The following is a 13,913-nucleotide window of genomic DNA, read 5'->3' as shown; positions in this document are numbered from 1 at the left end:
GTCTATTCAAATGTCAGCTCAGGGTGGTTCTTCTTCAGCTGCTCTTCCCACTTATCCAGGGCCTGCTTGGCATCGAAGCTGTTATCCTGCGCCATAACCTGCAGCACCAGCTCAGAGGAGCTATAGATATCCTGGTCGTATTTGGTCACCGCTTTGGACTTCATGTTCGGGAACACCTTCTCTACCCAGAACTTGCCGAGATCCTGTCCGCCGAAATATTCATCTGCCCCGGAAGACAGCTTGGAGGTATCCTTGAAGAAGGATTTCAGCGGCAAAATGTAATCGGAGACGGCGAAGTTGGCTTCAGCGCCTTCGTCCGTGCCTAACAGCCAGTTGAGATACGCCCAGGCCGCATCTTTATTCTTGCTGTCCTTCCAAATGCCGATAGTAGTACCGCCGTATGGATATCCGCCTTCCGGAGGCACCATCAGACCCCAGCGGCCATTACTGGCCTTGTCGTTAGGCTTGATTACGAATTCTGGCGACCAGTTCGCCGACGGATAAAAGATTACGTTGTCCTGCGAATACGAAGCATTCCAGGTGGGTGACCACATTGCCAGCTTGCCCTCTGCGTTATTGTCGCGGATGGACTGCAGCTGAGTGAAGATCCTAAGCAGCTCTTGAGTATTCACCTTGGTTCCGTCCACAACTGCGGTTGTACCCTGGTTGGAGAGGATGGTATACGCATCCATCAGGCTTCCCAGCATGAATGTCTTACCGCCGCTCTTCTCATAGACTTCTTTGCCCTTGGCAATGAAGGTATCCCAATCAGGGAACATTGCAGTCAATGCATCAGGATCATCTGTCCCGAAGTATTCTTTAGCCAGATCACGCTTGTAAGCCAGTGCTCCAGGCGAGCCGGATTGCTCCAGACCGACAAGCTCTCCCTTGCTGTTCGTCAGCAGCGGAAGCTCGAAGTCGAGCAGATTGGAGGTATCGAAATTGTAGGGCTCTTCGGACAAGCTTTGCAGTACGTTAAGCTCATAGAGAGCGCCGCGGAAGGCCGCTTCTCCCCAGATAATATCCGGCAGCCCCGAGCCGGCAGCGATGGAGGTCTGGATTTTTTTCAGATAATCCCCCGCCGAGACTTCGACGAATTCCAGCTTGATATTCGGGAACTTCTCGTTGAACTTCGCTCCGGTACCCTCGAACCAGGCTTTGTCCCAGCCCCACACGGTTAATTTACCGGAAGCGGTTGCAGGGTCACTTGGGGTATTCGCAGGGTTTGTGCTGCTGGAGTCTCCCGAAGTGTTGTTGCTTCCATTGCCGCAGCCGGCCAGCACCAAGGTGAAGCATAACGTTAAGACAAGCGCTATAGCCGATGCTTTTTTACTGAATAGATTGTGCAAATTAAGATCCCCCTTGCATCTGTTGTGACAGCGGGCGGTTCCTGTAATGTCTTCCGTCCGTCTGTATAGTAGAACTATAAGCTTGAAGGGATCACCCAACAATTAGACGATCTGATGATTTTGTATAAATAATGATAGTGCTTTTCACTCGGACGGTTGCTGCCGGACGGGCAGGAGAACAGACACCTTGGTGCCACCCTGCTCACTTGACCGGATGACGAGGCGGCCTTCCTGCCCGTACAAATACTCGATTCGTTCCCGGATATTCCATAATCCAATCTGCTTCATAGCCCCTGAAGGGAGGCGTGCGGGCGGCAGGGTTCCCTTCATAATAGACCGGGCCTTCTCCTGGCTCATGCCGCAGCCGTCATCTCTGACCGAGACCAGCAGCCTTCCGCTGCGCTTGCGGATAATGATCTCTATATGGCCTACAGTCTCTTTCTCTGAGAATCCATGAAAAATAGCATTTTCCACCAGCGGCTGGATCAGGCTTTTCGGAATATAGTCACCCTTCGCTTCCTCTTCTACGCTCCAGACTACCTCAAACCGGTCTGCATACCGGTACTTCTGAATCGTTACGAAGTGATTGATAATGCTCATCTCCTGCTCCACCGTGATATACAGACTGGTATCACCGATATTGACAGCATCATGCAGAATGCCAATGAAGGATTCAACCATTTCTTCAATAGCCGGGTAATTCTTTTTGCGGGCCAGATACACAACCGTATTTAGAGTATTGTAGATAAAATGGGGATTGATCTGGGCGAATAACAGCTCTGCCGTCATTTTACGTTTCCAGCGCTCCTGTTCCACCCTTTCGCTCATCTGCTGCTCAATATCACCAAGCATCGTCTCAAACCCATTCTTCAGCACAGACAGCTCATCATTGCTGCGGAACGAGAGCTGAACATTATAGTTGCCCATAGACACCTGCTTCATCGCTTTGGTCATCTGCAGGATCGGCCGGATAATATTTGAGATGATGGGAAGGAACAACAGGAAGCAGAGCACCAGACACAAGGCGAGGAAGATCGCCCAGTAGCGGACAATATAACCCACCCATTCATAGAACCGTTCATTGGAGGTAAACGTGGAGACGGACCAGTCCGATTTCTCAAAAGCGCTGGCCAAATAATAACCCTTCTCATGCTTAACAACTTGAATGTCCGGGCTGTCTGCGCTCAGCGTGGGGGCAGGCAGCTCTGTAGCGGTGCCTTGCTGATAGAGCAATGATTGACCCGGGCCGATCCAGGCTACCTGGTCGAAGGACTGGCCCAAGTATTGGAACAGACTCTCAAAAGCTGCGTAATCAATATTCAAAAGCAGCACTCCACCATACTGGGGATCAAAACGGATAAAGAAGCTGACAATTTTTTTGCTCTCGGGGTCCTGGATCAGATGGGGGGCTGTGAACCCGCTTTTGGCATTGTTCTTCAAGGCATCCTGATACCAGTCCTCTTGCAGCAGCCGTTCAAAATACGGATCAATATACAGCGAGGACCAGAAAATCTTCCCATCAGAGCGGACGATGGCCGAGCTCTCAAGGTAGTCACGCAGCACATTAAATTTGGTCAGCTGAGTGACCACATCGCGGTATGCACTAAGCTCGTCATACGTAGAGGAATACTTCAACCTTGTAGCGAACTGCTGAAGCAGCTCATCGTTGACCATATTGGCGGCATATTTCTGCACATCGTCAATCAGATGGTTCATCTGATTCGTGGTCTGCTCCAGATGGATGGTATCCTCACGCAGGGCCTGCGCTTCGAGAATCGAAGAGAACTGCTCATACGCCAGGGCACTGATGGCCGTTACCGACAGCGTAACGATCAGAATCACGCTGCCAAGAATTTTATTTTTAATTTTTCGCATAGCTATTCCCTGCCCCTCTGTTGCAGGAAATCCTTGGGCTGTATACCCGTGGTTTTTTTGAAGACCTGGCTGAAGTATTGGCTGGTTTTGTACCCTACCTTCTCCGATACCTCGTAGATCTTGTACTCACCGGTCTGCAGGAACTGCTTCGCCAGCCCGATCCGATATTCCGTCGTGTAGTCGAGGAGGGACTGGCCCGTCTCCCGCTTGAAGGTTGTCCGCAGATGGATGCTGCTGATCTGCAGATGGCCTGCGACCGTCTCCAGGGACAGATCAGGATCGGCGTAATTCCCGGCAACATACTCCATCGCTTTGTTCACCCAGCGGGAATACCGCTTCGGACTCTGCGGCTGCTGCAAGCAGTCTTCGAGAATCCGGTACAAGCTGTTAACTACTTGCCGCGCGTCTGTACCCAGCACTTGATCAGGGCTGGGGCTTCCGTCCTTACGGCTTGCACCATTGATCTCACCTATGACGGCGCGCAAATCTCCCAAGTAGGCCTGGGTGGCGATGTGGTCCAGACCGGTCTTCAGCCGTTCCAGCAGGCTGCGTTCCGGGGATAGCAGGTATTGCCTGACCTCTTGGGCAAGACCAGTAGCTTCTCCGGCAGAAACGGCCTGCTCTAGCAGAAACACACCGCCGGGCGGCAAAAACACGGAATAATCGTAGGCCTGTCTCATCGCCGAATATCGGCGGTCCGGCAATTCTGCACCATTGCCTGCTGAGAGGATCACTCTGGGAAGGTTGCCATCATAAGCGGTCTCCATACAGGCCAGCAGCTGTGCTGCGGCCTGCCGCAAATTGTAGTGCTGGAGCAGCAGACTGCTGGAAGAGGTTAACTTCAGCAGCACGATGTATCCGCCTTCATCCATCTCCAGAACTTGAAGCTCCTCCAAGCCCGTTGTCTGACGGCGGATCTCTTCTTCGATATTCTTCCATACCAGGGCAGTGGTACTGCGTGCATTACTCCGGCTGCCGTCCAGCTTCAATGCGGCCTCCAGCTCGAAATACAGCAGTCCAGGCTGACCCTGCTGATAATCTGCCACGAGACGGTGCAGCCGGGATTCCTGATTTCCTGCAGGAGCCTGATACTTGCCTGCTAACATATCCTTAAGCAGGATATGGAGCGCATGTCCGTGCCCTTCTTCCTCAGCGGCCTCCGCTGCCAGACCTTCCTTCAGCAGCTTCAGCTGTTCCAACAGGCGATTGCGGCTGATCTCATGCTTAAGCAGATAATGGGCCGCGCGCAGCTCCAGCGCTTGCCGGGCATAGTCAAAGTCACGGTAAGCGGTGAGAAAGATCAGCCGGGTCCTGGGAGCAAGCTGAACTACATGACGTCCCAGCTCCAGCCCGTCCATAGGGGACATGGAGATGTCGGTAATCACAATCTGCGGCCGCAGCTCCTCGAATTTCCGCAGCGCCATGCGCCCGCTGGTTGCCTGAGCGACCACCTGGAAGCCGTTCTCTTCCCAAGCAACCGAGTTGTACAGATGATCTAGTGCAAGCGGCTCATCATCTACGAGCATGACTGAAATTAATGAATTCACTGTAGAAATCCCCCCGTCCCTGTCCAATCCTGATATATATGCAGGTATAACGGAACATGGAAGGGCTGTCAATGGAAATGAATTCCTAAATAAATTGCCGATTGCCGGAGTCTTCCACACAAAAAACTCACCGGTTGGCATTATCCAAGACTGCCATCCGGTGAGTCGTTAACATCGTAGCTTTTATGAAAATATGCTTCTGAACACCACCGGATCAGGTCATCCCGCTCTTTTTCATGAATCTTGATTAGCTGGTTCAGAACAAAAACCCGCTGCACTATATCCTCCGCAAAACGCAGCTGATTCGTGTAGTAATCGATTTCCCTTTGATAGGCCGAGTACTCTCCGTTGTTATGGGCAGAGTAAGCTTTTAACAATCGAAGGTGAAGATCATAGATCTCAGAGTAATTCATTACCGTAGACTACCTCCCAATAAGGCGTTTACTAGTATTGTCTCCAAGATTGATAGGATTATACGATAGAACTCCACTCTTCATTTAGAATTGCATACTGATACGCATCATGCCATACGGGTTGCCCGTCATCTGTTCTTCTGAAAAAGGCTTTTTTCTTGAAATGCCCTTCACGGCGCATATTCAATCGCTCCAGCAATCTCCAGGAAGACGCGTTCTCAGGATTACACATAGCCACCACCCGATGAATCCCTAATGCTTCAAACCCATATTCTAAAATTCTTTGACAAGCCTCAGTGGCATAGCCTTTTCCATAAAAATTAGGGTTGAAGATGTAACCTATCATCCATGTTTTAAATTCAGCAGGCTCTTGTTGCCCAAAATAAACATGACCGATCATTTTATTGGTCTCCTTCAAGCTAACTGCCCAGAAACAATCTCCTTCCGCACGTTCCCTGGCCATATTCTTGCATTCCTCTTCACCGCTTACACCGTCAGGCTCGTATTTCAGCACCTGCTCCAATGACAAATACTCGTGTAAATCGCTCCAGTCGTTTTCTGAAAATCCACGAACAATTAGCCTTTCCGTTTCCAGTAACATAGGATCTCCCTTTCATTCATCTTCGTTTCTCCATTCTAAAGGTTTCAGGTAATTGTCACCAGCTAGAGCGTGATCAAGTTAGAATTCTTTGTAAATCACGTATTTCTTTCCATGAGATTAAATTAATATAGCGTCTAATTCAATTATAACTTCTTCGTCATCAGCATTTTCTCTATGTATGAAATATCATTATGGAAGTCCCTCCTAGAATATTTTTTCGGCTCAATAAAATTTGATTTCCTCATAATCAATCATATTGATGAGTTTCTCAATGGACCGCAGACGATCCACATCCAATCTTTGCATAAATTCAATATAGTGTGACCTCCAATCACCATCGCTTCCGCTGCTGTCTGCTACAATCGTTTCAAAATCCAGGAAGTCGCTCCGAAGGTCCTCATAAAAAACGATCTTGGCCAAGATCGCTAGTTCCGTATCTCCAAACAGAAAGAATACCGCCTCATATTCGTCCCCGTAAAGACTATCAGATTCAAAAACATCCAAATAATCATGAAGCGAATACAGACTCGATTTGATTAAAAGGGCCTTATCTTCCTTCTTGTCCCTCTTCATGATTTCAGCCAGCAATTTCCGCAGTTCAATATCGCTCAAATGGTCATCCGGATTCAAAGAAAATTCAAGTGGCTTGAGTCTCTCTTCCTGCCGAGTTAAAATGAGGGCATGAAGGCTGCGGGAATGTGCTGTATTGACGATACGTTGTACCAGCGTATCTCTGCATCGATCCATGTACTCTGTTAATGAAGGGTCGATGATATACAGTTCATTCTTAAGACGGACCATCGCTTCGCGGACAAGCAAATCAATTTGACTCGGAGTAGCCTGAGTCAATTCCCGCTCCAACCGCTCGAATTGACACTCCGAAATCTTAACCTGGCTTGCCTCACCGCCCGATATAACAGAGAAGACTGCATTATGTAACATTAGTTCATAGATGTTGAATAATTCGATACGATAATCAAACCGGCTTACTCTCCCGAAATTCACAAGCATATGGAGAAGGTCTTCGTGGCTGAAGAAGCGGCAAAAGTTAGTTTCCATCTGAAGACGCTCTAAATATTGTCTAATGTAAAATACACCCTGAAGCCGCATATCGTCGATCGCGAGAGGATAATCAATGCTAGCCATTGTGTTATGTGCGTCAAAGATGATTCCGTATTTCTTCATAAATACGGGCAAAGACTCATCTATAGTCATGTTGTAGGCATCTACCGGGACATCAAGCTTGTTCTTTTTGACTTCATTGTAGAGTTGTTTTGTCTCTTCAAAGCATTTGCTTACAATCTTCACACCGTTTTCGTAGATGCTTTGAGTATCAACCTTTTTAAGACAAGTCATCGCCTCCTCAGGCGTTTCCATACTCTTAAGAAAAGCGTCGACTGCATAGATCATAGAGATAAGGAGGCTTTCCGCTGTTTCTGTGGTAACCGATGAACTTTCTCCTTGTGTGTAGCGTTTGATCAGATTTTGCAGGACCAGCATCAGCCTATTTTGAATACCGTATGTTTCCTGACTGTTCAGCAGCCCAGTGCGAAGTCCTTCATTCATAAGCGAAACCGTGTACTGGTTTTGTTTAAGATTTTTTCTTTTGATGTCCCCCCTGGTGACCAGTGATTGAAAATCATTGTAGTCCTCTGTCCCCACTAGTTATCATCTCCCTCAAGCATAGCTTCGTTCTGCTGTATTTCTCTCCTGAATACTTCAGCATACTCTTCAAGCCTGCTCTTCAGTAAATCCACAGAACCTCCACAGTCGTTGTCATAGAACTCTCTCATCATTTCAATCAGCCTGTAATCTCCGATCTTGTCCTCGGTTTCGTTTTTGAGATAGTAAAAAATTTCATGCAGCTCATTCAATGTAGAGGCATAGTCATCCTCATGAACATAGGGAGACGCGGAAAACATTTCAATTAAATCCTTAGTCACTTCAATACTCAGTTCCACTCGTCCATAGCTGATCAGCACCTGATTCCTGGCAAGAATCATTTGTTTCACTTCTTCAGGAGACAACATCAGCCCATATTCTTTCGTCTTCTCGTTCAGCTCAAGGATCTGGACCATAGCCTGTTCCTGCATGGAAATATTTAAGGAGTTGAATATACGCGACAAAAACATAAGAATTCCTCCCTCATTTAATTTGTGCTATTCTCCAAGGAAATAAGCTGTTAATCCCTCTAACTCCTCTCACAAAAAAATCAAAACAGAAAAAAATTATCTTGACTTTTGTTTTTAAATATGATATATTAAAAAATAATGTGCATTTTATATTATAAATATTTTTGGTTTTTTGTCAAACAAAATTTGGTTTTTTTGCATTCATTTTAATATTTGCGATCAAAAAGCAGCCTTACATACGTAAGAACCGCTTTTTTTTATGGAGATATGAGCTTTAACTAATACCTTTTATCTTCTTCAGCAATATCCGCAACTGCCTGCTTAACCTCCCACCTCTTCAAACGAGCGTCTAATTTTCTCAAAGTTCTTCCGGTAGGACGGAACCGTACAAACTTCATCCGCTTGTTGGTCTCCTTGGCTCTCGTCCATTGTAGAGGGAATCGGCACCCAACATAACAGGATTCACTTCATTAACATCATGTTTTAACACACAAATTTCGCTATGCGCAAGCATCCTAGCTCCAAGAGTGGTTTGGCCCCTCCCCTGGTTGGACTTGCACCAACTAGATAATGCGTGCCTCTGGGCACGCCTAAAACAAAAAAAGCAGAAAAACCTTGAATCATCAAGGTTTTTCTGCTTTTAACATATTATGCGGTAGAGAGGACTCGAACCTCCACGGGTATACACCCACTACCCCCTCAAGATAGCGTGTCTGCCATTCCACCACTACCGCATATTGGTGACTCGTATGGGATTCGAACCCATGTTACCTCCGTGAAAGGGAGGTGTCTTAACCCCTTGACCAACGAGCCATATTATCATTTATGTGTTTGTCACAACAAAAATGAGTATATCAAACCTTGTCCGATTTGACAAGCATTATTTCTGACAAAAAAGTAGGGAGAACCGCAGGCGATTAGCCCTTGATTCTCCCCCATACTGCCCTGCCTTCCCGCAGGGCAATTTAGCTAATTCCGACGATTATTGCTCCCCGCCAGCAGCAAGCACGCGGATTCCATCCGCATATTCATACCCCAGACTCTTCGCCACCGCAGCATTGGTCACTTGTCCTGCCACTACATTCAGGCCACGCGCAAGCGCCGCACTCTGGACTGCCGCCGCATGAATGCCCAGATTGGCAATCTGCAGCGCGTAGGGGATCGTCACATTGGTCAGCGCAAGTGTCGAGGTCCGGGCGACCGCTCCAGGCATGTTGGCTACAGCATAGTGGACCACGCCATGCTTCACATAGGTCGGGTTCTCATGGGTGGTGATCCGGTCAATGGTCTCAATCGAGCCGCCCTGATCAATCGCAACGTCCACAATTACAGAGCCTTCCTCCATCTGCTTCACCATGTCCTCTGTAACCAGCTTCGGGGCGCGGGCACCGGGAATCAGTACCGCCCCGATCAGAAGATCCGCCCGGCGCACAGCCTGCTCCAGATGATAGGAATCCGACATCACGGTCACCAGCCGTCCGCCAAAAATATCATCCAGCGCGCGCAGACGGCCCGCATTCAGATCCAGCACCGTGACGCGCGCCCCCATGCCCAGCGCGATCTTGGCCGCATTGGTGCCAACGATGCCGCCGCCGACAATGACGACCTCTCCCGGCTGTACGCCAGGCACACCGCCCAGCAGAACGCCTTTGCCGCCATGCGGCTTCTCCAGCAGTCCGGCACCGATCTGCACCGCCATCCGTCCGGCGACCTCACTCATCGGAATCAGCAGCGGCAGCGAGCCGTCCTCAAGCTGAATCGTCTCATAGCCCACAGCGGTCACACCGCTATCCACCAGTGCTTTGGTCAGCTCTGCTTCAGGTGCCAAGTGCAGATAGGTGAAGAGGATCAGTCCTTTGCGGAAATAACCGTACTCCTCCGGCAGCGGCTCCTTCACTTTGATAATCATCTCTGCCCTGTTCCAGACCTCAGCAGCCGTATCGAGTATCACTGCACCTTTATCTGAGTACTCCTTGTCACCCATGCCGCTGCCCGCTGCGGCAGAAGCTTGAATATACACTTCATGACCTGCCTTACGGAGCGCTTCCACCCCGGCCGGGGTGATGGCGACGCGGTTCTCATTATTCTTGATTTCTGCGGGTACGCCAATAATCATGCCGATTCCCCCTCAAAGTTGTTCTATTATAGTCAACATTGTATCCCTGTAAGATGCGAAAAGAAAGGCTCCCATTCGGGGCCTTCCTCTTCATGGTTAAGGTTAGGCAAGAGGCTCCCTGGCCTCCTGCGGACCGGCTCCCCCGTTCCTTCACCTTAGTATATGCAATTTCGCAGCTTAAGGATTAACCTTGGTTTCAAAGGTTTGCTTCCCGTCCACGAATTTCAGCACAACTGCTGCTTTGACCGGGTCATGCTTGTCGTTCAGGGTGATTTTGCCTGTAGCGAGCTGCAGATCCTTAGTCGCTGCCAGCGCTTCTGTAATCTTGGCCGGATCAGCTTCACCCGCACGGGTAATCGCATCAGCCACCAGCTTCAGGGCATCATAGCCTAGGGCCGCCATACCATCGGGAACCGCTCCGCCGTTAGCCGCTTTGTAGGCGTCTACGAAGCTGGTTACTTCAGGAGCTGTATCTTCAGGCGAGTAGTGATTGGACATGAACGTATTCTCCAGCGCTTTGGCACCGGCGATTTCCGCCAGCTGCGGGGAATCCCAGCCATCGCCGCCCAGGAATGGAACGGTGATACCCATTTCACGGGCCTGCTTCACAATTTTACCTACTTCTTCATAATAACCAGGCAGGTAGATGACATCCGGATTCGCTGCTTTGATTCGGGTCAGTACTGCTTTGAAGTCCGAATCCTTCTGCTGGTAGGACTCCTGGCTCAGCACTTCGCCGCCTTTGGCCTTGAAGGTCTCTTCGAAGAACTTCTGCAGACCCTTGGAGTAGTCAGACGAAGTATCGGTATAGATAACAGCCGTCTTAGCCTTCAGGGAATCGAGCGCAAAGTTAGCCATTACCTCACCCTGGAACGGATCGATGAACGCCGCGCGGAACACGAATTCATTGACATTGCCGCTGCGCTCATCCACAGTAACCTTTGGATTGGTAGCCCCTACCGAGACAAGCGGAATCTTTTTCTCCGTAGCTACCGGAACGATCCCCAGCGTGTTGGTCGAAGTGGAGGCGCCGATAATGGTCACGACCTTGTCATTGGTGATCAGCTTCTGTGCCGCCTGGGTAGCTTCTTCAGACTTCGATGCATTGTCGGCTACTACCAGTTCGAGCTTCTTGCCGAGTACACCGCCTGCGGCATTGATCTGGTCCACCGCCAGCTTCGCGCCCTTGGAGGCCGAGTCGCCGAAAGAAGCCTGGCCGCCGGTAAGCTCCAGGTCAGCCCCGATTTTGATCGTGCCTCCGGCACTGTTCCCGCCGCTTGCAGAGTTACCGCTGTTCTCTGTGTTGTTGCCGCAGCCGGATGCTAATACCGCAGTCAATACTGTCGACAAGATAATGGCCCCAATTTTCTTCATAGTTTCTCCCAGCCTCCTGATTATTTAGTTTATATATGTTGTTTCTGTGATGCTGCTGTAGTATGGATAGCCTGCTAGTGCCCGAGATAAGCCATTTTGATCTCATCGGAATCGGCCATTTCCTTGGCATCCCCTTCAAGCACTACCCGGCCTGTCTCCAGGACATAGGCACGGTCGGCGATTTTGAGCGCCTGGTGGGCATTCTGCTCAACCAGCAGGACAGTGGTTCCGGCATCGTTGACTTCCTTGATAATCCGGAAAATATCCTGGACCAGCAGCGGCGCCAGCCCCATCGACGGTTCATCCAGCAGCAGCAGCTTCGGGTGGCCCATAATAGCCCGCCCCATCGCCAGCATCTGCTGCTCCCCGCCGGATAAGGTTCCGGCCTGCTGCTTCTTGCGCTCAAGCAAACGCGGGAAGGTGTTGTACACCTTCTCGAAGTCAGCAGCCAGGCTGCTTCCATCCTGCAGGTAAGCGCCTAATTCGAGATTCTCCTCGACCGACATATTAGCGAATACGCGCCGTCCTTCGGGACAATGGATCAGCCCTTCTTTGACAATCGCCTGTACACTCTGATTCGCTATCGATTTATTGAGGAATTCAATACTTCCTGTCTTGGGCTTCAGCAGCCCCGAGAGCGTCTTAAGCAGTGTAGACTTGCCGGCGCCATTGGCACCGATCAAGGTCACGATCTCTCCCTGCTTCACGGTGATGCTGAGCTCCTTCAAAGCATGTATCGCTCCGTAATAGACATTAATCCCTTGTACTGTAAGCATGGCGCTACGCCTCCTGTCCCAAATACGCTTCGATGACCTTCGGATTGTTGCGGATCTCCGCTGGCGTTCCGTCAGCGATCAGAATTCCGCGGTCCAGCACGTAGATGCGGCTGCAGACCCCCATCACCAGTGACATATCATGCTCGATCAGCAGAATGGTCAGGTCGAACTCCTCCCGGATCCAGGCGATCAGATTCATCAGGTCACGCGTCTCATTCGGGTTCATCCCGGCGGCCGGCTCATCGAGCAGCAGCAGCTTGGGTCCAGCCGCAAGCGCCCGGGCAATCTCCAGACGCCGCTGATTCCCATAGCTCAGGTTGCTCGCCACCTCCTCACTCTGGTCAGCCAGATTGAAGATTTTGAGAATATCCATCGCCTTCCGGGTAATCTCCTCTTCGCCCTGGAAATGCTTCGGCAGACGTAGCATCGAAGAGAACAACGAGTGCTTCGCATGCTGATGGAAGGCAATCTTGACGTTCTCCAGCACGGTCATAGCCGTAAACAGGCGGATGTTCTGGAACGTACGCGCAGCACCTTTATGATTGATCTTGTAGGGCTTCATCCCGCCGATAGACTCATTGTTCAAAAGAATGCTGCCCGACGATGGCGGGTACACTCCGGTCAACAGGTTGAACAGTGTGGTTTTACCGGCACCGTTGGGTCCGATCAGGCCGATCAGCTCGCCTTTATCAATATGAAGGGATACCTCACTGACCGCCTTCAGTCCGCCGAAGGCCCGGCTGGCCGCTTTCACATCAAGGAGTACCGCTGCTCTCGATTGCGTCATTTGCCTTCGCCTCCTTTTTGCCGAACTTGCCAAATGAGAATTTGCTTACGCCAAGCAGGCCGCTCGGACGGAAAATCATCATCAGAATGAGCACAATCGAGTAGATAATCATGCGCCATTCCGGGAATTCACGTAAGTAGGTGTACAGCAGGGTAACGAACACCGCACCCACGATAGAACCCGCCGTACTGCCCAGCCCCCCGAGCACCACCATGACGATGATTTCAAAAGACTTCAGGAAGTTGAAGCTGCCCGGCGTAATAACATAGAACGTATGGGCCGACAGGCCGCCCGCCATACCGGCAAACAGTGCACCGATGGTGAAGGCGATGATTTTGTAGCGTGTCGTATTGATCCCCATCGCCTCAGCGGCAATCTCATTCTCGCGAATCGCAATACAGGCCCGGCCGTGAGTGGATCTAATGAAGTTATTAATCAGTACGACTGAGATCAGAGTGAAAAAGAAGAGCATGGTCCAGGTCGTCTTGGCCGGAATACCGCTAAGCCCTGAAGCTCCGCCGACATATTCCGTATTCAGCATAATAATGCGGATAATCTCACCGAAGCCCAGCGTCGCAATAGCCAGATAGTCCCCGTTAAGCCGGAGCGTAGGCATCCCGATCAATACGCCGAACACCGCAGCCAGGAGGCCGCCCGCAAGAATCGCAGGAATGAACGGCACATTGTAGTCAAGGGTAAGGATCGCCGAGGTGTACGCACCCACCGACATGAACCCGGCATGACCAATGGAGAACTGCCCGGTAATCCCGGTAATCAGGTTCAGCGACACGGCCAGCATGATATTAACCCCGATGAGGAGCAGCATAGACTGATTTACATCACTAAGTATTCCTGTTGTTAGAAGAACTTTTACGATTCCATAGAACGCAAGGGCAATAAGAATGCCCAGCCAGAATTTTTTATTTATCTTTGTCACGGCAGC

At 50.2% G+C, this 13,913-nt stretch carries 12 protein-coding genes and 2 tRNA genes; all 14 read right to left on the bottom strand.

The genetic code is table 11. From position 1 onward, the window contains the following. Positions 1 to 2: 2 nt before the first annotated feature. Positions 3 to 1,349: an ABC transporter substrate-binding protein gene (locus MKY86_RS04710; RefSeq protein ID WP_076082385.1), complete on the bottom strand. Its 1,347-nt coding sequence runs from the start codon at positions 1,347 to 1,349 to the stop codon at positions 3 to 5. Positions 1,350 to 1,493: 144 nt separating this feature from the next. After that, positions 1,494 to 3,224 carry a cache domain-containing sensor histidine kinase gene (locus tag MKY86_RS04705; protein ID WP_076082383.1) on the bottom strand — a complete coding sequence of 577 codons (1,731 nt, stop codon included), beginning with the start codon at positions 3,222 to 3,224 and terminating at the stop codon, positions 1,494 to 1,496. 2 nt (positions 3,225 to 3,226) lie between these two features. Then, positions 3,227 to 4,771 carry a response regulator gene (locus MKY86_RS04700; protein ID WP_340826389.1) on the bottom strand — a complete coding sequence of 515 codons (1,545 nt, stop codon included), beginning with the start codon at positions 4,769 to 4,771 and terminating at the stop codon, positions 3,227 to 3,229. Positions 4,772 to 4,911: 140 nt separating this feature from the next. Then, positions 4,912 to 5,184 carry a hypothetical protein gene (locus MKY86_RS04695; RefSeq protein WP_076082379.1) on the bottom strand — a complete coding sequence of 91 codons (273 nt, stop codon included), beginning with the start codon at positions 5,182 to 5,184 and terminating at the stop codon, positions 4,912 to 4,914. A 58-nt stretch (positions 5,185 to 5,242) separates the two neighbouring features. Beyond that, entirely contained in the window at positions 5,243 to 5,785 is a 543-nt protein-coding gene (locus MKY86_RS04690) for a GNAT family N-acetyltransferase (protein WP_083685558.1), read from the bottom strand. Between the two features lie 222 nt (positions 5,786 to 6,007). Then, complete coding sequence (locus MKY86_RS04685) at positions 6,008 to 7,447, bottom strand: DUF6179 domain-containing protein (protein ID WP_076082377.1); 1,440 nt, start codon at positions 7,445 to 7,447, stop codon at positions 6,008 to 6,010. Continuing rightward, the gene (locus MKY86_RS04680) at positions 7,447 to 7,917 is read right to left on the bottom strand and encodes a DUF6323 family protein (RefSeq protein ID WP_076082374.1); all 471 of its coding nucleotides are present in this window, start codon (positions 7,915 to 7,917) and stop codon (positions 7,447 to 7,449) included. The genes MKY86_RS04685 and MKY86_RS04680 overlap by 1 nt, the downstream gene beginning before the upstream one ends. A 651-nt stretch (positions 7,918 to 8,568) precedes the next feature. Beyond that, positions 8,569 to 8,651, bottom strand: a tRNA-Leu gene (locus tag MKY86_RS04675). Positions 8,652 to 8,655: 4 nt separating this feature from the next. Beyond that, positions 8,656 to 8,730, bottom strand: a tRNA-Glu gene (locus tag MKY86_RS04670). Positions 8,731 to 8,899: 169 nt separating this feature from the next. Continuing rightward, positions 8,900 to 10,033, bottom strand: coding sequence for an alanine dehydrogenase (gene ald, locus MKY86_RS04665; protein WP_076086762.1), 1,134 nt, complete (start codon positions 10,031 to 10,033; stop codon positions 8,900 to 8,902). Between the two features lie 177 nt (positions 10,034 to 10,210). After that, complete coding sequence (locus tag MKY86_RS04660) at positions 10,211 to 11,407, bottom strand: ABC transporter substrate-binding protein (RefSeq protein WP_076086759.1); 1,197 nt, start codon at positions 11,405 to 11,407, stop codon at positions 10,211 to 10,213. Positions 11,408 to 11,481: 74 nt separating this feature from the next. Then, positions 11,482 to 12,183 (bottom strand): ABC transporter ATP-binding protein, encoded by a 702-nt coding sequence (locus MKY86_RS04655; protein ID WP_036723349.1) that lies wholly within the window; start codon positions 12,181 to 12,183, stop codon positions 11,482 to 11,484. 4 nt (positions 12,184 to 12,187) lie between these two features. Then, complete coding sequence (locus MKY86_RS04650; RefSeq protein ID WP_076086757.1) at positions 12,188 to 12,970, bottom strand: ABC transporter ATP-binding protein; 783 nt, start codon at positions 12,968 to 12,970, stop codon at positions 12,188 to 12,190. Further along, a complete protein-coding gene (locus MKY86_RS04645) occupies positions 12,939 to 13,907 on the bottom strand; it encodes a branched-chain amino acid ABC transporter permease (RefSeq protein WP_076086737.1) in 969 nt (322 codons plus the stop codon). Before MKY86_RS04645 ends, MKY86_RS04650 begins: the two co-directional genes overlap by 32 nt. Positions 13,908 to 13,913: the final 6 nt, after the last annotated feature.

Origin of the sequence: Paenibacillus sp. FSL R7-0333, assembly GCF_038000365.1 — a bacterium.
GTDB lineage: Bacteria > Bacillota > Bacilli > Paenibacillales > Paenibacillaceae > Paenibacillus_AQ > Paenibacillus_AQ silagei.
Note: the sequence above shows the minus strand (reverse complement) of the source record. Positions and strands in the feature narration are given on the sequence as shown.

Bases quoted from the DNA above. Each gene is read 5' to 3' on its own strand.
- MKY86_RS04690 (WP_083685558.1), bottom strand. From the start codon at position 5,785: ATGTTACTGGAAACGGAAAGGCTAATTGTTCGTGGATTTTCAGAAAAC.
- MKY86_RS04660 (WP_076086759.1), bottom strand. From the start codon at position 11,407: ATGAAGAAAATTGGGGCCATTATCTTGTCGACAGTATTGACTGCGGTA.
- MKY86_RS04650 (WP_076086757.1), bottom strand. From the start codon at position 12,970: ATGACGCAATCGAGAGCAGCGGTACTCCTTGATGTGAAAGCGGCCAGC.
- ald (WP_076086762.1), bottom strand. From the start codon at position 10,033: ATGATTATTGGCGTACCCGCAGAAATCAAGAATAATGAGAACCGCGTC.
- MKY86_RS04655 (WP_036723349.1), bottom strand. From the start codon at position 12,183: ATGCTTACAGTACAAGGGATTAATGTCTATTACGGAGCGATACATGCT.
- MKY86_RS04680 (WP_076082374.1), bottom strand. From the start codon at position 7,917: ATGTTTTTGTCGCGTATATTCAACTCCTTAAATATTTCCATGCAGGAA.
- MKY86_RS04705 (WP_076082383.1), bottom strand. From the start codon at position 3,224: ATGCGAAAAATTAAAAATAAAATTCTTGGCAGCGTGATTCTGATCGTT.
- MKY86_RS04695 (WP_076082379.1), bottom strand. From the start codon at position 5,184: ATGAATTACTCTGAGATCTATGATCTTCACCTTCGATTGTTAAAAGCT.